This window comes from Xanthomonas sp. WCS2018Noco2-27, assembly GCF_031843525.1.
Taxonomy (GTDB): Bacteria; Pseudomonadota; Gammaproteobacteria; order Xanthomonadales; family Xanthomonadaceae; genus Xanthomonas.
This window is the reverse complement of the sequence record NZ_JAVTIK010000019.1, coordinates 1-19,663: the sequence shown is the minus strand read 5'-3', so window position 1 is coordinate 19,663 and position 19,663 is coordinate 1. Positions and strand designations below refer to the sequence as shown.

At 65.2% G+C, this 19,663-nt stretch carries 14 protein-coding genes and 1 other RNA gene; 9 read left to right on the top strand and 6 right to left on the bottom strand.

Annotation, left to right across the window (positions count from 1 at the left end; all coding sequences use genetic code 11):
* Positions 1 to 316 precede the first annotated feature (316 nt).
* A complete protein-coding gene (locus tag RQH86_RS20975) occupies positions 317 to 1,708 on the bottom strand; it encodes an ATP-binding protein (protein ID WP_311238153.1) in 1,392 nt (463 codons plus the stop codon).
* Positions 1,705 to 2,370 (bottom strand): response regulator transcription factor, encoded by a 666-nt coding sequence (locus RQH86_RS20970; RefSeq protein WP_311238154.1) that lies wholly within the window; start codon positions 2,368 to 2,370, stop codon positions 1,705 to 1,707. The genes RQH86_RS20975 and RQH86_RS20970 overlap by 4 nt, the downstream gene beginning before the upstream one ends.
* Positions 2,371 to 2,764: 394 nt before the next feature.
* Here RQH86_RS20970 and RQH86_RS20965 point away from each other — a divergent pair, with 394 nt between their 5' ends.
* A complete protein-coding gene (locus tag RQH86_RS20965; RefSeq protein ID WP_055852661.1) occupies positions 2,765 to 3,439 on the top strand; it encodes a response regulator transcription factor in 675 nt (224 codons plus the stop codon).
* Entirely contained in the window at positions 3,436 to 4,800 is a 1,365-nt protein-coding gene (locus tag RQH86_RS20960; protein ID WP_311238155.1) for a HAMP domain-containing sensor histidine kinase, read from the top strand. Before RQH86_RS20965 ends, RQH86_RS20960 begins: the two co-directional genes overlap by 4 nt.
* 75 nt (positions 4,801 to 4,875) lie before the next feature.
* On the opposite strand, the gene RQH86_RS20955 is transcribed toward RQH86_RS20960, so the two are convergent.
* From RQH86_RS20955 to RQH86_RS20945, 3 genes are all read right to left on the bottom strand, one after another.
* Positions 4,876 to 6,825 carry a MacB family efflux pump subunit gene (locus tag RQH86_RS20955; protein ID WP_311238156.1) on the bottom strand — a complete coding sequence of 650 codons (1,950 nt, stop codon included), beginning with the start codon at positions 6,823 to 6,825 and terminating at the stop codon, positions 4,876 to 4,878.
* A gap of 70 nt (positions 6,826 to 6,895) precedes the next feature.
* Positions 6,896 to 8,086, bottom strand: coding sequence for an efflux RND transporter periplasmic adaptor subunit (locus RQH86_RS20950; RefSeq protein ID WP_311238157.1), 1,191 nt, complete (start codon positions 8,084 to 8,086; stop codon positions 6,896 to 6,898).
* Positions 8,083 to 9,468 carry an efflux transporter outer membrane subunit gene (locus tag RQH86_RS20945; RefSeq protein ID WP_311238158.1) on the bottom strand — a complete coding sequence of 462 codons (1,386 nt, stop codon included), beginning with the start codon at positions 9,466 to 9,468 and terminating at the stop codon, positions 8,083 to 8,085. Before RQH86_RS20945 ends, RQH86_RS20950 begins: the two co-directional genes overlap by 4 nt.
* Positions 9,469 to 9,896: 428 nt before the next feature.
* On the opposite strand from RQH86_RS20945, the gene RQH86_RS20940 reads away from it, so the two are divergent.
* The 4 genes from RQH86_RS20940 to RQH86_RS20925 all read left to right on the top strand — a co-directional run bounded on the left by RQH86_RS20940 (position 9,897) and on the right by RQH86_RS20925 (position 12,830).
* A complete protein-coding gene (locus tag RQH86_RS20940; RefSeq protein WP_238155840.1) occupies positions 9,897 to 10,460 on the top strand; it encodes a methyltransferase domain-containing protein in 564 nt (187 codons plus the stop codon).
* A 6-nt stretch (positions 10,461 to 10,466) separates the two neighbouring features.
* Positions 10,467 to 11,075, top strand: coding sequence for a VTT domain-containing protein (locus RQH86_RS20935; protein ID WP_115560784.1), 609 nt, complete (start codon positions 10,467 to 10,469; stop codon positions 11,073 to 11,075).
* A gap of 545 nt (positions 11,076 to 11,620) precedes the next feature.
* The gene (locus tag RQH86_RS20930) at positions 11,621 to 11,833 is read left to right on the top strand and encodes a hypothetical protein (RefSeq protein WP_115584238.1); all 213 of its coding nucleotides are present in this window, start codon (positions 11,621 to 11,623) and stop codon (positions 11,831 to 11,833) included.
* A 73-nt stretch (positions 11,834 to 11,906) separates the two neighbouring features.
* Entirely contained in the window at positions 11,907 to 12,830 is a 924-nt protein-coding gene (locus RQH86_RS20925) for a VacJ family lipoprotein (protein ID WP_311238159.1), read from the top strand.
* 132 nt (positions 12,831 to 12,962) lie between these two features.
* Here RQH86_RS20925 and RQH86_RS20920 read toward each other — a convergent pair whose 3' ends face one another.
* Positions 12,963 to 14,276, bottom strand: a complete 1,314-nt coding sequence (locus RQH86_RS20920) for a DNA topoisomerase IB (protein ID WP_311238181.1) — start codon at positions 14,274 to 14,276, stop codon at positions 12,963 to 12,965.
* Between the two features lie 57 nt (positions 14,277 to 14,333).
* Between RQH86_RS20920 and RQH86_RS20915 the strand changes: the two genes are divergently transcribed.
* The 3 genes from RQH86_RS20915 to gltB all read left to right on the top strand — a co-directional run bounded on the left by RQH86_RS20915 (position 14,334) and on the right by gltB (position 19,535).
* Positions 14,334 to 14,714, top strand: coding sequence for an I78 family peptidase inhibitor (locus tag RQH86_RS20915; protein WP_115514798.1), 381 nt, complete (start codon positions 14,334 to 14,336; stop codon positions 14,712 to 14,714).
* Positions 14,715 to 14,775: 61 nt separating this feature from the next.
* A non-coding RNA gene (locus RQH86_RS20910) (sX9 sRNA) lies at positions 14,776 to 14,852 on the top strand.
* Between the two features lie 210 nt (positions 14,853 to 15,062).
* On the top strand, positions 15,063 to 19,535 hold the full coding sequence (gltB, locus tag RQH86_RS20905; protein WP_311238160.1) for a glutamate synthase large subunit: 4,473 nt from the start codon (positions 15,063 to 15,065) through the stop codon (positions 19,533 to 19,535).
* The last annotated feature ends 128 nt before the right edge of the window (positions 19,536 to 19,663 follow it).

Sequence of the window (19,663 nt, the reverse complement as noted above, 5' to 3'; positions counted from 1 at the left end):
GCGATGACGTTGGCACCGACGACGCAGCGACTAGCGAGTCTCAAACACCAGCGAACCCTGGTTAGGTGACATCGTTTCAAGTCGCCGTTAAAGAACTTTTAGTCCGTTGAAGAATTCTTTAAGCGCACCGAGTCCGCTGCGCGAAAGGTTCAGCTTCAGATACGCGGACCGTCCAGCCGATTTGCGCCACGGTCGACGATGCGCGGGCCTGCATCGGCCGACAGCACGGCCGCCGCAGCTGCGTGCACGCGCAACGCATCCGGCACGCGCATCGACGCTTTGCACACAGTGCTCCCCACGGCCCGGGGGCGGGTGCTCAGCCCGTCGCGCTGCCTGGAAAGACGATGCGCACGCTAAACCCACGCCCGCTCAGACCAGGCCCGGTCTCGATACGTGCCTGGTGCAGATCCGCGATACCGGCGACCAACGACAACCCGATGCCGCTGCCGCGGACCGGAGTGCCGGCCACGCGATGGAAGCGGACGAAGATCGCCTCACGTTCCGATTCGGGGACGCCGGGCCCATCGTCGGCAACCTGCAGAAACACCTCGCTGACGGTCTCTGCACCGTCTTCGCTTGTCGCATCGGCGACATAGCCGCAGCTGATCAGGATGTTGCCGCCCTCCGGCGTGTAACGCATTGCGTTATCCACCAGGTTGCGTAGCAGGATGCCGATGTCGTCCACGTTGCACGCAACGACACAGCTGTGGATATCCAGATACAACGCGCGCCCGTTCTGTAGCGCATTGACCTCGAATTCCTGTGCGATGTGATGCACCAGCATGCTCAGTTCGGTCGGTTGATGCATCGATGCGCTCCGCCCCGCGTTCAACCGCGCCAGATCCAGCAATTGCTCGGATAAGCGGGTGCTGCGCTTGGCCACGCGCAGCAGCTTCAGTAGTGCTTGATTCTTGGTTTGCAGGTCTTGCGCGCCCAGTGCGATTTCGGCCTGCGCCTGCAGTGCCGACAGCGGCGTGCGCAGCTCATGCGCGGCGTCGCCGATAAAACGGCGTTCGCCTTCGATCGCCGCATCCAGCCGCTCGAGCAGATGATTGAACGACGCCACCAGCGCATGTATTTCGCGCGGGAGTTTGGACAACGGCAACGGGGCGAGGTCCAGGCTCTTGCGCCGCCGCAACGCCTTGCCCAGCGCTCTGACCGGCTGCAGCGAGCGGCGCACCACGCACCACATCACCACGCCCGCCACCACCACCAACACCGTGGCCAAGGCGAGCGCGTGCCACGCCTCGTGGCGCAGGTCCGCATCCACCACGCTCTGCGGGTTGCCGACCTGCACGCTGACACGGCCGGTTCTGTCGGTGACCGAGTACACCCGCCAGTGTTCGCCCTGGATGAGGGTGGTGGCCGCCCCATCGGTAAACGATGGCTGCAGCGCCGAATCGGGCGCGCCAGGCGTGCGTGCCACCATCGTTGTGCGGTCGATCCAGACCTGGAACACCAACTGTTCGCGCGCACCGGTGAAGGTGTCCGGCAATTGCAGGCCCGGGCCGGCCCTCTGGTCGAACCTGCTCTTGGCCGGAATGGTGATCAGCATCTGCGTGGCGATGGCTTCGAGCTTTTCGTCCCACGTACTCTTCAGATTGAGCGAGAGCAGCGTGAGCACCAGCGCGATGACCGCGACCCAGCACAAGGCGATGACGCTGACGATCACCATGAACAATTGCGCAGTGATGGATTGCGGTCTCATCCGGTCGGCTGCCCCACCACGTAACCCAGGCCGTGCACGGTTCTGATCAGGTCCTCGCCCAGCTTGCGCCGCAACTGATGGATGAACACCGCGATGGTATTGCTCTCCAGCTCGCTGGTCGGCCCGTACACCAGGTCCTGCAGACGGTCGCGGGTCAGCACATGGCCGGGGCGTTCGATCAACGCCAGCAGGGTGCGGTATTCGTGTGCGCTCAACACCACATCGACACCGGCCTTGCTCACAGCGCGGCGGCTCCGGTCCACCTTCACGTCGCCGAAGCTGAAGATCGGCACCACGCTGCCCTGGCTGCGCCGAATGACCGACCGCACGCGCGCCCACAACTCGTCGAACTGGAACGGCTTGACCAGGTAATCGTCGGCACCGGCGTCCAGACCGACGATGCGCTCACTCAGCTGCCCGCGTGCGGTCAGGATCAACACCGGAGTGGGGTCGCACCGGGCGCGCATGCCGCGCAGCACCGACAGCCCCGACTCGCCAGGAAGCCCCAGATCCAGCAGCACCGCCGCATAGGGATGATCGATCAGCGCCACCTGCGCCCCAGCGGCATCCATGACATGGTCCACCTCCCACCCGCCCTGCTGTGCGCCATCGCAGATGGTGTCGCCCAACATGGCGTCGTCTTCGACAAGGAGCAGCTTCATTCGGTGCTGGTCGGTAGGCACTAGGGGGCCACAGCATCCTGGAGTGGGTTTAATTCTGCATTAAGCGGCAGGCGATGGCGGCTGGATTGGGCAGCGTCGTGCGCGGGCAGGGCAGTTGCGTCCTGGCAATGTGCCTGTCGGTGCCGTCGCAGTCGCTCGACAACCGACACGCTTGCGCCAGGAACGCGGACATATGCAGGCAGGTAGGCGAAAACGCCGGCCGCAACCCGCCACTGCGGTCGATCGGCTGCACCGCCTTGCGCTCCAGTCAGCCATGCCCCCCGCCCGCTGCAGGTGCCAAGTCCTGCGGTAGGCTGGGGCGTCGCATGCCGGGACATGTTCACGACAGGTCGCGGGTGTAGAAGGACCGATCCACCGGGGCAGGAGCGCAACCATGAAGGTGCTTTTGATCGAGGATGAGCCCGAGATGGCGTCTGCCATCCGCGACGTCCTGGCAACGTACAACATGATCGTGGATCACGCCCCGACCTTGGCAGCGGCGGCCAGCGCGGCCGCACTGGGCGCGTTCGACGTGATGATTCTCGATCGGCAATTGCCCGACGGCGATGGCTTGCAGTTTCTCAAGACCCTGCGCGAGCAGGGCAATGTCACCCCCGTGCTGGTGCTCACCGCGCTGGCCGAGTTGTCCGAACGCGTGGTCGGCCTGGACATCGGCGCAGACGATTACCTTGCCAAGCCCTTCGCGGTGGAAGAACTGATGGCCCGGCTGCGCGCACTGGTCCGCCGGCCGGCGCATTTGCAGACCGATATTGTCACTGCCGGCAACCTGTCCTACGACTTCGTCAATCGCACCGCCAGCATCGGCGGCGAGGCGCTGGATCTCAAGCGCAGGGAGTTGTTGGTGCTTGAAGCATTGCTCAAGCGCGTCGGACGCATGGTGCCGCGCGGCACGCTGATGCAGGCGGTGTTCTCGATGGACGACGACGTGCAACCGAATGCGCTGGACACCCACGTCTCGCGGTTGCGCCGCAAGCTGTCCGATGCGGGTAGCGCGCTTGCGATCAATGTGGTGCGCGGCGTGGGCTACATGTTGAGTGTGAGCGCATGACCTACAAGCCGCCGTCGTTGCGATGGCGTCTGGTGCGTGGCCTGGCCGCCGCGCAGACCGCCATGATCGCGCTGGCCGGAGTCGTCATCTTCGTCCTGGTCATCCAGGCCACGATGGAGTTTCCCAACGGCAACCTGACCTACGAGTTGCAGACCCTGGAAACGCTCACGCGGTCGGTCGCGCACGACCGCACGGGTCGGCTGTACATGCGCCCGAGCGCAGACATGTCCGAGCTGCGTGCCAAGTCGACCACGTTGTGGTTCATCGTCACCGACAAACACGGGCAGCGCCTTGTGGAGGGAACGCCGCCAGCGGCCATCCGGCCGGCGCTGTCCGCATTGCCGTTGGTGGAGTCGGCAAGCTTCGATGTGGGCGGTGCCAGCACCACCGACACGCGTGCAAGCGTGGCCTGGGTGGAGTCGGATGCCGGGCAGGTGCAGATCGCATTCTGGGCACGCGGGCCGGTGAGCACGTGGGAACTGCTGCGGCTGGCCTTGCCGGTGCTGTGGCAAACCCTGTTGATCATTGCGCTGGTCTCGGTGTCCACCATGCTGGTGATGCCGCTTGCGGTGAAGCGCGGCCTCAAGGGGCTGGACAAGGCCGCGCAAGAGGCCAGATCGATCGATTTTCATCGCACCGGCATGCGCCTGGGCCTTGATCAGGTACCGGCCGAAGTGGCGCCCTTCGTGCAGGCCATCAACGACGCCCTGGCGCGCCTGGACACTGCGTTGGCCAAGCACAAGCGGTTCATCGCCGATGCCGCGCACGAACTGCGCACCCCCGTGGCGATTCTGACCACGCGCCTGTCCGCGCTGCCGGCCAGCCCCTTGCGGACGCGGCTGATGGAAGATGCCGTCCGCCTCGGCGCATTGACCGGGCAGCTGCTGGACATCCAGCGGCTCGACTCCGACACCATCGTGTTTTCGCGTCTGAATCTGGCCACGATCGCAGAACGCGTGGTACTCGATCTGGCGCCGCTGGCATTCGCCGCAGGCTACCAGGTGGCGTTCGAGACCGATGCTGCGGTGGTGCCCGTCGATGGCGATGAAGTGTCCATCGAGCGCGCACTCACCAACCTGATCCAGAATGCGATCAGCTATGGCGGGCGTCAGGGAACGATCACGATCCGGGTCTCGGCAGCAGGCACGGTGGATGTCGCCGACGAAGGACGCGGGGTCAAGGATTCCGAGCGCGAACGCATCTTCGAGGCGTTTCATCGCGACAGCAAGGACGGCCGTGGCGCCGGCCTGGGACTGGACCTGGTGCAAACCATCATGCGGCACCATGGCGGCAGCGTCCTGCTGGTCCCGGACACCGCAGCGGGTGCCTGCTTCCGGCTGGTGTTTCCTGCGGCGGTGTAGTGCCGGCATCCCTACGCTGTCTTGCCTGGACATGACCGCCACGGGGCTTGTTCATCCACGTCTCCGCACCGCACATCAGCTGCGCGCAAGCGCCTTGATCGGATCCAGGCGTGCCGCACGCCGTGCCGGCAGAAAACCGAATACCACGCCGATCGCTGTGGACACGGTGAACGCGCCGATGATCGACCACTGTGAGAACACCATTCCGAAACTCGGGCTCACCCAACCGACGAGGACGCCCGCACCCAGTGCCAGCGCCACGCCCAAGGTGCCGCCGACCAGACAGACCAGCGTCGCTTCGATCAGGAACTGGCGCAGGATGTCGGACTGACGCGCACCCACCGCCATCCGCACGCCAATCTCCTGAATCCGCTCGGTCACCGACACCAGCATGATGTTCATCACCCCGATGCCGCCGACCAGCAACGAAATCAGCGCGATGGAGGAAATCAGCAGCGTGATGGTGCGTGTGGTCTGTTCGACGGTCTTGCGCACGCTGTCGGAATTGGACAGAAAGAAATCCCGGCGCCCATGCCGTTGCAGCAGCAGCGTGTCGATGCCACGCTCAGCCACCGCGCTTGGCACCTGCGTCGAGACACGCACCGTCAGGCTGCGCACGCGTGCATCGCCGGAGACGCGCGCCATCACCGTGGTGTAGGGCAGCCACACGTTGAGCGAGGTGTCGCCGGCAAACCCCGAGGTCGGCCTGGCAGTGACGCCAACGACCCGCAGCGGCACCGATCCCACCAGAATCACCTTGCCCAGCGCCGATGCGCTGCCTGGAAACAGCGCACGTTGGGTCGCCTGGTCGATGACCGCCTCCGGCGCCCTGGCCTGGATCGCATGCGCGTCGAACCCGCGCCCCTGCGCGAATGCGTAGCCACGCACCCGAAAAAACTGATCGCCGACGCCGGTGATGCTGGCGGCGACATCGTGGCGCCCATAGCGCAGGCCGGCGCTGGTGGAGATCGAGGGCGTGGCGCTGTCCACGTACTCCAGCCCGGCGATGGCGACCGCATCGTCGGCACTCAGCGTATGCACCGTATCGGCCGCACGATCGCCGATGCTCGCCCCCGGCATCACTTCGATCGTATTGGTGCCCAGCGCATCAATGTCGGAAAGGATCGACCGCCGCGACCCTTCGCCAAGCGCAACCACCGATACCACCGACGAGATGCCGATGATGATGCCCAGCATGGTCAACAAGGTCCGCAGGCGATGGTTGAACATCGAGCGCAGCGCCATCTGGCCGGCTTCGGCAAAGCGCCCCAGCAGGTCTGCCAGGCGCCCCGCTCTATCGGCGACCACGGCGTCCTTGATCGCGGTGCGAGGGGTCGCCGGACGCAGCTGGCGGTCGGCCACGATCTGGCCGTCGCGGATCTCGATGATGCGTTGCGCATGCGCCGCCACCTCGGGGTCATGCGTGACCAGGATGATGGTGTGACCTGCCGCGTGCAGCTCCTGCAGTACCGTCATGACCTCCTTGCCGCTGGCTTGATCCAATGCGCCGGTCGGCTCGTCGGCCAGAATGACCTCGCCGCCATTCATCAGCGCGCGGGCGATCGACACGCGTTGTTGCTGCCCGCCAGACAGCTGCCCCGGCCGGTGGTGCAGCCGTGTGCCCAGCCCCAGACGCTCCAGCAAGGCCTGCGCGCGCGCGCGGCGCGCACTGGCCGCGGTCCCGTTATAGATCGCAGGGATTTCGACATTGCCGATCGCGTCCAGCTCCCCCAGCAGCTGATAGCGCTGGAAAATGAAGCCGAAGTGGGCACGCCGCAGACGCGCCAGGCTGTCCGGATCCAGTTGACCAATGTCCTGCCCGGCGACCTGGTAGCTGCCGCGCGTCGGGCGATCCAGGCAGCCCAGGATGTTCATCAAGGTGGATTTGCCCGAGCCCGATGGCCCCATGATGGCGACCATTTCCCCGGCGTGGATGCGCAGCGTGACATCGCGCAGGATCGCAACGCTGCCGTCGGCAGACGGAAACTCTTTGCAAAGCGCGCTCACTTGCAACAGTGCGGGCATGACGCAGGCTCCAATGATGGATGTGGGCAGGCGGTGCATGAGCGCCTGCCCGTGACAACGCGACGACACATCAAGGCGTCTGCGCAGGCGTATCGAGATCGCTGGTGATCACCCTCTCGCCCAGCTCAAGGCCTGCGATCACCTGTGCGTTGATGCGGTTATTGAGCCCCACACGGATGCGGCGCATCTGCCGCCCGCCATCGGCGGTCAGCACGTGGACCACATAGCTTCCGTCGGCGGTGCGCTCGCCCAGCGCACCACTCGGGATGAGGCGTGCAGCGCGTGCGCGTGCCAACACGATCGTGGTCTGCGCGGTCATATCGATGCGCAAGGTGCGATGCGGATTGGGCACATCGAAGATGCCATTGAAGTACACCGCATTGGACGCGGCACTGGTCGCCTGACCCGCCACGACGCCGGAGGCATCGCTAGCGATCGTGGTCGGACCCGGCTCCAACGCAGACAGCACCGCGCGATAGCGAGTGTCGGGCTCGCCCAGCAAGGTGAAATAGACGCCCATCCCGGCCGATACCCGGATGACATCGGCTTCGGAGATCTGCGCCTTGACGGTCATGGTGTCCAGACGTGCGAGCTTGATGATGGTCGGCGCGCTCTGGTTGGCATTCACCGTTTGTCCCTGCTCGGTGACGATGGCCACCACTTCGCCATCCATTGGCGCCACCACGCGTGTGTAGCTCAGATTGAGCTCGGCGGTGCTTGCCGCGATCGTGGCTTGCTCCCGCTCCGCGCGTAAGGCCTGGATGTCTGCCCGCACCGTCGCCAGTGTGGCCTCTGCCGCCTCGGCATCGACCCTGGCCACCGCATCATCTGCCATCAAGGCGCGCTGGCGACGGTCCGCCAGGGTGGCCTGACGCAGGCTGGCCAACCGTGCCGTCAACCTGGCGTCGGCGCTGCGCACTTGCGCCTGTGCGGTGCGCAGCGCGTTCTGCTGCGGCAACGCGTCGATCTCGGCGATCGGCTGCCCTTTCTTGACCGAGTCTCCAAGTTTGACGTGCAGGGCCACTACCTGGCCGGTGACCTGCGCGCCAACGCTCACCAACTGCGAGGCGTTGATCCTGCCGGTCGCCAGCACGGTCTCTTCGATATCCCCCAGCACCACCGCCGAGCTGGCCACCTGCGGTGCAACCGGTGGAGAAAAAAACTGCACCTTCACCAGCCAGCCGACGAACAACGACAGCACCACAATCGACCACCAACGGTAGCGCCCTAGGCGCTGCAACCACAGCATCGAACGGCTCATAGCGCGCTGCCTCCCCGCGTGGTTGCCTGCATCCATTCGCCACCCAGCACGCGATAGGCGGTCACCAGGTTGCTGTCGCGTAACAGGGTGGTGTCCAGCAAGGCCTGCTGCGCCGCATACAACGCACGCTCGGCATTCAGCAGGTCGACCAATCCGGTCTGCCCGCGCTCGTATCTGGCGGCGGCAATGCGCGCCTGCTTGCTTGCGGCGTCGATCAGTTGCGTCTGCGCCTGCAGTCGCGCAGCGATGCTCCCGCCGATGGCCAACGCATCGGCCACATCGCGGAACGCGATCTGCAGCGTCTTCTGATACTGCGCCTGGGCGATTTGGGTATCGAGCTCGGTCACCTTCAGGTTGGCGCGGTTGGCGCCGTGATCGAACAGTGGCACCGCTGCGGAGGCAGCGATGTTCCAGCCACCTCCGCCAAGCAGCGTGGACAACGCCGTACTGGTGTTGCCGTAGCTGCCGGTCAGGGCAATGCGGGGAAAGAATCTAGCGCGCGCAACCCCGATATCGGCATTGGCGCCGATCAGCGCATGCTCTGCGGCCATGACATCGGGGCGACGCAGCAGCAGTGACGACGGAACCCCTGCCGGCAACGGACCGTTGAGCGACAGTGCTGCATGACCACGCGCGTCGGCATCGGGCAACAGCGTCTCGGGTACCTCGGCACCAACCAGCAAGGTCAGCGCATTGCGATCTTGCTGCAGCTGCGCTTCCAGACCAGCCTGCTCGGTGCCGATCTGCGCCAACGCGGTGTCCGACTGCGCCAACTCCAGCCCGCTGATCGCACCCTGGTTGTAACGGGCCAGCGTCAACTCGTACACCCGTTGCAGATTCCCTGCGGTCTTGTTCACCAACGCAAAGCGTTGCTGATCTGCATCCAGTCTCAGCCATGCAGTCGCCACTTCGGCGATCAGGCTGAGCGAGGCACTGCGTCGATTCTCATCGCTCTGAAGAACATCCTGCAAGGCCGCTTCTTTGAGATTTTTCACACGTCCAAAGAAGTCCAGCTCATAGCTGGCAAACCCGAGCGATACCGAAAGTTGACCTTGCTGACGACTGGCATCGACGCCGTTACCGTCCAGTGTCACTGTCGGCAGCGTCTCGGCGTCACGCAACCGGTAGCTCGCCCTGGCGCGTTGCACATTGAGCATCGCAAGCGCCAGGTCCTGATTGCGCTCCAGTGCAAGCGCGACGGTATCGCGCAGGCGTGGGCTGGCGAACACCTCGCTCGGCGCCGTGGGTGCGAAACCATGTTCGGAGGTCGTTTGCTGTTGCGGGATCCGTGGCGGCGGCCGCACGTACTGCGGCGCCAGGTTGGCGCAGCCACCCAGCGCCAGCAACGCCATCGCATAGGCGATGTTGGCTGAAAGTCTCATCGTGTTCTCAAACGTCGTTATGCAGCGGTAACGTGCATCGCATGTGGCGCGTATCGAGGCGGCAGTGCGACAGCACAGGCAGGAGTCGGTTGCAGCGCATGCTGGCAGCGCTCTCTGTCGATAGCCTGTCTGCTGTCGTGTTTAGTCCACCGTTACCCAGTGCATTCAGCCAACGGCAGCCATCGTCGGTCGTGCGAGGTGTTCGTTACCGCGCAAGGTTGCGACGATGCATCGCTGCCGAGTTGTAGTCGATGCTGATGCGTGGCTGAACTTTCCATCACGGCTCGGCATCAACGACAGACTGCGGACAGATTGATGCCCTAGCCTTGTGATGCCGACTGCGTGTCATCCATCGATCGGGTGACTGTTGCATTTCGCAGATTGGCCTAACTCTTTCAACGCTGTGAGGATAGATGGCACGTTCGTATATGGCTTCGTTTCTTCGCGAATGGATCACGGCCCCCTGCTCCGTTGCGGCAATCCTTCCTTCCGGACGTGCACTGTCCTCCATCATCACCTCCGAACTCTCGGAGCGTACCGGGCGGGTCCTGGAACTTGGTCCGGGTACCGGTGCGTTTACCCGGGCGATGATCGACAAGGGCGTGCGCGAAAAGAACCTCATCCTGCTCGAATACAACCAGACGTTTGCATCGCTGCTCACGCAGCGCTTCCCGCACGCGTCAGTGCTGCAGATGGATGTCACCGATCTTGAATCGGTACCTCGCTTCGATGGAGCCTGCGTCGATGCAGTGGTCTGCGGCCTTGGCTTCTTGAACATGCCGGCACATCAGGTGGCCGCCATCGTGCGTGGCGCCTTCCTGCATCTCAAACCCGGCGGCCGCATGTATCTGTTTACCTACGGCTTCAAATGCTCTGTGCCAGCGCACATTCTCGATGCGCTCGATCTGGAGGCCGTCAAGGTCGGGCGCACGTATTGGAACGTCCCGCCAGCGACGACCTATCGTCTGCAGCGCCGTGCGTACACAGGCTAGGCCACCATGCAGACCAACGACGTATTAACGCTGGTGTTGAGCTTCGGCCTGCCAGGCGTGCTGGCGATGTCCTACCTCGAAAAATTCATCCCGGTGATCCCCTCCTATCTGATGCTGATGGTTGTCGGCATGACTGCCGAGAGCGTGCCGGCGCTGCTGGCGGTGTGGGCTATCAGCGTGGCCGGATCGGTACTGGCGACGGTCAGTTGGTACGAGATCGGCCGTGCGCTCGGTAACGATCGCGTGCGCGCCCTGGTACGCAACTACGGCCGTTTTGTGTTTCTGCGCATCGCTACTTACGACCGCCTTGCGCTGTCTTACCGACGCAACGATTTCCGGGTCACGCTGGCCGGTCAGGCGATCCCGGTGGCACGGATCTATCTGGCCTTGCCGGCAGGCGTGATCCGGGTGCGCTTCTGGACCTTCCTGCTCGCCGCAGCACTTGGAATTGCCGGCTACAACCTGTGCTTTCTGTTGGTCGGCTTCTGCCTGCGCGGAACCGGACATGATCCGCTGATCACCGGCATGGTCATCGCCGCAGCGCTGGTCGCATTGGAATGTGTGGTGTTCTTTTCGATACGCAAGAAGTCGCGCGCCAAGTCGGTGAACGTCTAGTCGGCTGGCGTTTTCCGCCGCGGTGATGACATCGGCCCGCTTCGCTGGTTGCGCGCGGTGTCCTTGCATGCTCCGACATTGATGGCCATGCGTACTTAGGGTGCGATTTAGCGCTGCACGGCGCTCACGAGCACTGACGTGGATGGGCAAAGCGCATTGCAATGTATCGGCAGCACGCCGGACGAAGCCTATGACACGCATGCCGTGCAGTGATGCATGTCGTCCACCCGCATCGCTGCATGTCCAGCATGTGCTATCCGGGAGATCGAGGCGTATGCGCGACACCACGCCACGCGTTACCTGCCACGTCTGTGCCGGAGCCGATCGAGTCGTCCGGCGCAAGCTCGCAGAAGGCATTCGTGAACGCATGCCTACCAATGGCAAGCGATCAAAAAACTCTTAAAACGTGATCCGCAGCGAATCCATAGGATCACTTCCAGCAACCTCGCTGCAGCACCGCCACCTCGCCATCGCATCCATCTGGCCGCTCGTCGGAGGCCGATGCGGTGTCGAGCGACTGCAGCCTCATCTCTTCGGAGCGCAGCATGATTTCCCAACGCCCCTCCACCGTTTCACGGCGGCCGTCGCCCACCAGCAATCGGCAGGCATGGCAGGACCTGCCAGATCTGCAGCATCACCACGCCAGGCGTCAGCGGCTGACGCAGCTGCGTTGGATGGCCGGCATTGCCGGCGGCGCAGTCGCCGTGTTGTGGGCCGGCCCGTTGCTGTGGTCATGCATGTGCCGCCTGCTGACCTAGGGCGATCACGCAGCTGGTCGCGGTTGTGTCGTGCCCTTCTCCCTTGCATCACTTACCCCACAAGGACCCTGCAATGACGATTCCCCGTTACCTGGTGGCTGCCGGCACGCTGCTGTTGCTATCGGCCTGCGCGAGCCGCCCCGCCGCGCCGCAGACATCGATGCGGACCTCGATCGGCCCGGCGTCGACGGCAACATTGGTGATGCCGCCCGCTGCGCAGCCGCTGCCTGGCCCGTCCGATCAACAGCTGGTGGCGAGCGATCGCCCCATCGATAGCGATGTTGGCGACGCAGCGCCGGCATCACCGGATGCAGCACTTGCAGCTCCCGCCGTGTCTGCAGCGGCCGCTCCCATCACCGCCGCCGAGCAGGATGCACAAGCGCTCTACAGTGCCGCACCGGTGCGCGACCCGTGGGAGGGTTACAACCGCAAGATCCACGCATTCAACAACGGTGCCGACAAGGTGCTGTTCCGTCCCGTCGCAGTCGCCTACGACAAGGTCACACCCAAGCCGGTCAAGACCGGGATCCGCAACATGTTTTCCAATTTCGGTCAGCCGGGCACTGCGGTCAGTCAGGTGTTGCAGGGCCGCCCGGTCAAGGCGACGCAGTCGCTGGGTCGGTTCGTGGTCAACAGCACGCTTGGCTTGGCCGGGCTGTTCGATCCGGCCACCCGCTTCGGCATGCCCAAATACAACGAGGATGTCGGACAAGTATTTGCGACATGGGGCTGGGACAACTCGCGCTACTTCGTAATGCCGATCCTGGGGCCAGGCACGGTACGCGATACCTTTGGTCGCGTCGCCGACCAACAGCTGACGCCAATCAACTATCTGGACAATGCGCGCGTAGCCAATTCGCTGATGGGCCTGCAATTAGCCGACGGCCGCGCACGGATGCTGCCGATGGACGCGCTGCGACGCGATGCCGTGGACGATTACACCTTCGTGCGCGATGCCTGGGCGCAACGCCGTGAAAAGCAGATTGCAGACGACTGATCGCCGCCAACGCGATGCGTGCGCGGTAACTCAGCGTACGCGTTCACGCGCTGGATCAGCAGCTTGCCAGTCACAGCGAGCAGCCTGTGGCTCCCAACGATCTCACCAGCGCTCTCGCAAAGATCCGCAGCATCACGCAGCACGCTTACGGCGGCTGGGCTTGGGATTGGGCTTCGGCGCGGCCGCCTTGCCCGACTTGGTGGCCTTGCGTTGCTTGCTGCGCGAGTCGGTCAAAAAGCGCAGCGTGGCCGCTTCCCACTGACGCTCGCCGCGCACGCCGCTGGCCATCGCCTGCAGTTGCCCGGCGCGCCAGCCTTCGAACACGCAGGGGTCGATGTAGGCCTTGCGACACACCGATGGCGTGTTGCCCAGCGCATCGGCCACCTCGCGGATGACATCGTTCTGCACCTGCATGAGCGCGCGTTCGCTGCTGCGCTCGGGCAGCGGCAAACGCGCCAGGCGTTGCAATGCGGCCAGCGTGCCGCCCCAGGTGCGGAAATCCTTGGCGGTGAAATCCTCACCCATCGCTTCGCGCAGATAGTCGTTGACCTCGCCCGAATCCACGGGCTGCAGGGTGCCGTCGTCGTCGCGATACTGAAACAGCGATTGCCCTGGCAGCTGCTGACATTGCCGGATCAGTTTGACCAGGTGCTTGTCGTCCACTTCGATGTCGTGATCCTGGCCGCTCTTGCCGCGGAATTTGAGCCGTGCACGCCCGCCTTTCAAAAATTCCATGTGGCGGTTGCGTAACGTGGTCAGCCCGTACGAGCGATTGCTGCGCGCATATTCGGCATTGCCCACGCGCACCAAGGTGTCGGCCAGCAGCGCGACCACAATCGCCAGCACCTTCTCACGCGGAAAGCCGGGCAGTGCCAGATCGCGTCGCAAGCGCCGCCGCAGTTTGGGCAGTGCCGTGCCGAAGGCGATCACGCGCTCGAACTTGCCTTCGCCACGCACCTGCGCCCAATCGGCGTGATAGCGGTACTGCTTGCGCCGCCGCGCGTCGCGCCCGGTGGCCTGCAGGTGACCGTTGGGTTTGGCGCAGATCCACACCTCTGTATAGGCCGGCGGAATGGCCAACGCGCGGATGCGCTGCAAGGTGTCGGCATCGGCGATGCGCTGCCCGTCGGCACTGCGGTAGCTGAAGCTCTTGCCCGCCTTGCGCCGGCTGATGCCTGGCTGCTGATCGTTGACATAGGTCAGCCCCGCTGCCCGCGCGGTGGCCTTGGCCTGTGCCACCGCGGCAACGGTGGCGACGGCGGCCGTGGCGACGACCGCACCGGTGGCGGCGGTGGCGAGCGTGCCGGCCGCACTGGCCGTGGCGGCGACATTGCGAAGAACACGTTTGGCTTTCATTGCGCACGGATCGAAGGACTGGCACCGATTGTTGGGCCGCGCAGCGCTAGGCCGCGTCAACGCAACGACAACGCCGTGTGGGCAAGCGATGCCCGCGGCGCAACTTTGTGCTTATGCTTGGGCATCCCCCCTTTGCTGGAGTCATCGATGCGCGCTGTCCTGCCTATTGCCCGTCTGGCTTGCACCTTGGTCGTGCTGACTGCATTGACTGCCTGCAACAAACCGCAACCCGATGAGCAGGAAGCCGTCGCGGCCAACGCACAACAGGCGGCCGAGCAAGCGTCCGCGCCGGTGCCGGATGCAGCGCCGGAAGCGCCGCCGATCGGCAGTTGCGACGCCACCCAGGTGCAGTCGCTGGTTGGCCAGCCCATCACCGATGCGGTGGGCGAGCAGGCCCGCAGCGACGCCGGCGCCAAGTCGGTGCGCGTGCTCAAGCCCGGCCAGATGGTGACGATGGAATTCAACGGCGAACGGCTCAATTTCGAAGTGGACGCCAAGAACGTCATCACCGCGGTGCGTTGCGGCTAAGAGCAGCTAACAACCCTACTGTGCGCACCGCCAGGCGGGCGCGGGTGGTGCTCGGTGCGGCATGGTCCACGCGTACACGCCGGTTCTGAGCGCGCCGTCCACACCCACCTGACGACTGCTCGCTACGTTTTGTTAGCCACTTTGAGGCTGGCTTGGCGCCTGTCGCCCGACAGGCGCCAAGCCAGCTGGCACAAGGGATTGCGACAGGCCTCGTTGCAGCTGTAACGGTGTATTGCGGCACCGCATCAACTGTGGTCTAGTCGATCATCCGGTGACCTCTTCGAAACGCTCCACGGATCGAGCGGTGCAACGTCGTCGCCGCTCTCCCAAGATCGCAAAGAGGCAGACATGGCCCCCCGCACTCGCCAAGGGCTCAACGACTACGGTCTCTACAACAGCGCGCGCGACGAACGCGACGCCTGTGGTTTTGGCATGGTCGCCCAGCTGGACGACCAACCTTCCCGTTCGCTGGTAGACACCGCGATTGCGGCGCTCTCGCGCATGACCCACCGCGGCGGTGTGGCCGCCGACGGGCTCACCGGCGATGGCTGCGGCCTGCTGATCCGCAAACCCGATGCATTCCTGCGCGGGCTGGCCCGCGATGCCGGCATCCCGCTGGGCACGCGCTATGCGGCCGGTGTGGTGTTCCTGCCGCTGGACGAGGCCGAGGCAGCGCGCTGTCGCACCGAACTGGAAGCGCAGCTGCACACTGCCGGCGTGCAGTTCCGCGGCTGGCGCGTGGTGCCCACCGACGACAGCGTGTGCGGCCAGCTGGCGCGCGACACGCTGCCACGCATCGAGCAGGTGTTTGTCGATGCCGGTGCCGAACAGACCGAAGACGGCTTCACCCTGGCGCTGTTTCTGGCGCGCCGGCGCGCCGAGCAGGCGCTGCGTGAGGTGGAGAACTTCTACGTCACCACGCTCTCGCCCAATGGCATCAGCTACAAGGGCATGGTGCTGCCGGACAAGCTGAGCACGTTCTACCCGGACCTGCAGCGCAGCGATCTGTCGTCCAGCGCGATCGTGTTTCACCAGCGCTTTTCCACCAACACGCTGCCACGCTGGCCGCTGGCGCATCCGTTCCGCCTGCTCGCGCACAACGGCGAGATCAACACCATCGAGGGCAACCGCCGCTGGGCGCAGGCGCGCAGCAAGGTGTGGCAGACCCCGCGCTTCGATATCGGCGAGTTCGATCCAGTGATCTCCATGCACGGTTCGGACTCGCAGAGCCTGGATAACATGCTGGAGCTGCTGATCGCCGGTGGCATGGACCTGCTGCAGGCGCTGCGCATCCTGGTGCCGCCAGCGACCCAATCGCTGGAGTTCAAGGACGCCGACCTGGCTGCGTTCTACGAGTTCTACGGCCTCAACACCGAGCCGTGGGACGGCCCGGCCGGCATCGTGGCCTGCGACAGCCGCTATGCCGCCTGCATGCTCGACCGCAACGGCCTGCGCCCCGCGCGCTGGATGCTGACCTCCGACCGCCACTTCCTGGTGGCCTCCGAGGCCGGCGTGTGGGAGCTGCCGGCCGAGCGCATCACCCGCAAGGGCAAGCTGGGCCCGGGCGAGATGATGGCGATCGATCTCAAGCGCGGCGACCTGCTCGATTCCGATGCCATCGACCGCATCAACCGTGCGCGTGCGCCGTACAAGCAGTGGCTGCAGCAGGGCGTGACCTATCTGCAGACCGAGCTGATCGACCCCTCGCTGGTGGAAGAACCCTTCAGCGAGCAGACCCTGCGCAGCTACCACAAGCTGTTCCAGCTCAGCACCGAGGAAGTGGAGCAGATCCTGCGCCCGCTGGCCGAGACCGAGCAGGAAGCCACCGGCTCGATGGGCGACGACACCCCGATGGCGGTGCTCAGCCGCCAGACCCGGCCGCTGTACGACTACTTCCGCCAGGCGTTCGCGCAGGTCACCAACCCGCCGATCGACCCGCTGCGCGAAGGCATCGCGATGTCGCTCACCACCCAGCTTGGCAAGGAGACCAACATCTTCCACGCCGGTGCGGAGACGGTGAACCACGTCATCCTGAATTCGCCGGTGCTCAGCCAGCGCAAGCTGCGCCAGCTGCTGAAGATGGAGCAGTACGTCGCGCGCAATCGCCTGATCGACCTGTCCTACAGCGTCGAAGAAGGCCTGAAGGCCGGCCTGGAACGCATCTGCCAGGAAGTGGAAGCCGCCGCCCGCGACGGCGCGGTGATGCTGCTGCTGTCCGACCGTTACCCGGTGCCGGACCGGCCGATGGCGCATGCGCTGCTGGCCACCGGCGCGGTGCATCACCACCTGTGCAAGGTGGGCCTGCGCTGCGACGTCAACCTGATCATCGAAACCGGCACCGCGCGCGATGCGCACCACATGGCCTGCCTGCTCGGCTTCGGCGCCACCGCGGTGTACCCGTATCTGGCCTACCAGACCCTGTTCGACCTGGGCCGGCGCGGCATCCTGCAGCTGAGCAAGGGCGGTGAGCAGTCGCAGATCGGCCGCCGCTACCGCAAGGGCATCTACAAGGGCCTGTCCAAGATCATCTCCAAGATGGGCATCTGCACCATCGCCAGCTACCGTGGCGCGCAGCTGTTCGAGATCGTCGGGCTGGACCCGGACGTGGTGGAGCTGTGCTTTGCCGACACCCCCGCACGCATCGGTGGCGTCAATCTGGGGCGGCTGGACACCGAGGCGCGCGAGCTCACCGCACGCGCCTGGAACGACCAGCTCAAGCCGGAAGTGGGCGGCCTGCTCAAGTACGTGCACGGCGGCGAGTACCACATGTACAACCCGGACGTGGTCATGACGCTGCAGCGCGCCACCCGTACCGGCGATGCCGACGACTGGCAAAAATACGTGGACGCGGTGCACTCGCGCCCGGCCTCCACGCTGCGCGATCTGGTCCAGCTCAAGCGTGCCGACACCCCCACCCCGCTGGACGAGGTGGCCCCGGCCGAAGATGTGTTGCGCCGCTTCGACACCGCCGCGATCAGCCTGGGCGCGTTGTCGCCCGAAGCGCACGAAGCGCTGGCCATTGCGATGAACCGCCTGGGCGGGCGCAGCAATTCCGGCGAAGGCGGCGAAGACCCGGCCCGCTATGGCACCGAGAAGCGCTCTAAGATCAAGCAGGTGGCCTCCGGCCGCTTTGGCGTGACCCCGGAATACCTGGTCAACGCCGAAGTGCTGCAGATCAAGGTCGCCCAGGGCGCCAAGCCCGGCGAAGGCGGCCAGCTGCCCGGCCACAAGGTCAACGAGCTGATCGCCCGCCTGCGCTACGCCAAGCCCGGCATCGGCCTGATCAGCCCGCCGCCGCATCACGACATCTATTCGATCGAAGACCTGGCCCAGCTGATCTACGACCTCAAGCAGGTCAACCCGACCGCGCTGGTGTCGGTGAAGCTGGTCGCGCATGCCGGCGTCGGCACGATTGCCGCCGGCGTGGTCAAGGCCGGCGCCGATCTGATCACCGTGTCCGGCCATGACGGCGGCACCGGCGCCAGCCCGGTCAGCTCGATCCGCTATGCCGGCGTGCCGTGGGAACTGGGCGTGGCCGAGTCGCACCAGGCGCTGGTGGCCAACGACCTGCGCGAGCGCACCATCCTGCAGACCGATGGCGGCCTGAAGACCGGCCTGGACGTGGTCAAGGCCGCGCTGCTGGGCGCCGACAGCTTCGGCTTCGGCACCGCGCCGATGATCGTGCTGGGCTGCAAATACCTGCGCATCTGTCACCTCAACAACTGCGCCACCGGCGTGGCCACCCAGGACGAGCGCCTGCGTGCGAACTACTTCACCGGTCTGCCGGAGCGCGTGGAGCACTTCTTCCGCCTGCTGGCCGAAGAAGTGCGGCAGTGGTTGTCGTACCTGGGCGTGCGTTCACTGGATGAAATCGTCGGCCGCACCGATCTGCTGGAACAGCTGGAGGTCTCCCCGCGCGCAGGGGTCAAGGTCGATCTGTCGCGCCTGCTCACCCATGCGCGCTACGACGGCAGCCATTGCGCCGCCCAACGCCTGTACGAGTCGCCGGACAGCCTGGCCACGCAGATGGACGGCCTGCTCGCCGATGCCATCGCCAACAAGACCGGCGGCGACCATCGCTTCTTGATCCACAACACCGACCGTTCGATCGGTGCGCGCCTGTCCGGCACGATAGCGCGGGCGCACGGCAATCACGGCATGAGCGATGCGCCGTTGAACCTGCGCTTCCGCGGCACCGCCGGGCAGAGCTTCGGCGCGTTCAACGCCGGCGGCCTGCAGCTGGAGCTGGAAGGCGAAGCCAACGATTACGTCGGCAAGGGCATGGCCGGCGGCCGGCTGGTGGTGCGTCCGCCGCGTGGCGCGCGCTTCGAAGCGCGCAGCACCCCGATCGTCGGCAACACCTGCCTGTACGGCGCCACCGGCGGCGAGTTGTTCGCCGCAGGCCGCGCCGGCGAGCGCTTTGCGGTGCGTAACTCCGGCGCACTGGCGGTGGTGGAAGGCGCCGGCGACCATTGCTGCGAATACATGACCGACGGCGTGGTGCTGGTGCTGGGCAAGGTAGGCCTGAACTTCGGCGCCGGCTTCACCGGCGGCCTGGCCTACGTGCTGGATATCGAACGCGACTTCGTGGATCGCTACAACCACGAGCTGATCGACATCCACCGCGTCTCTGCCGAGGGCTTCGAGAACCATCGCCAGCATCTGCACACCCTGATCAGCCGCCACCGCGAGCTGACCGGCAGCATCTGGGCGCAGCAGATCCTGGACGAGTTCCGCGACTACATCGGCAAGTTCTGGCTGGTCAAACCCAAGGCCGCCAGCATCGAGTCGCTGACCGAGTCGCTGCGGCGCGCCGCCTGAGTTTTTGCTCGCCTCATCCCGCGCGCGGGAGAGGGGCTGGGGGTGAGGGCTCAGGCCCGCAACCCTCATCCGCCCCTTCGGGGCACCTTCCCACGCACACGGGAGAAGGACGCCTGCAATCGCAATGC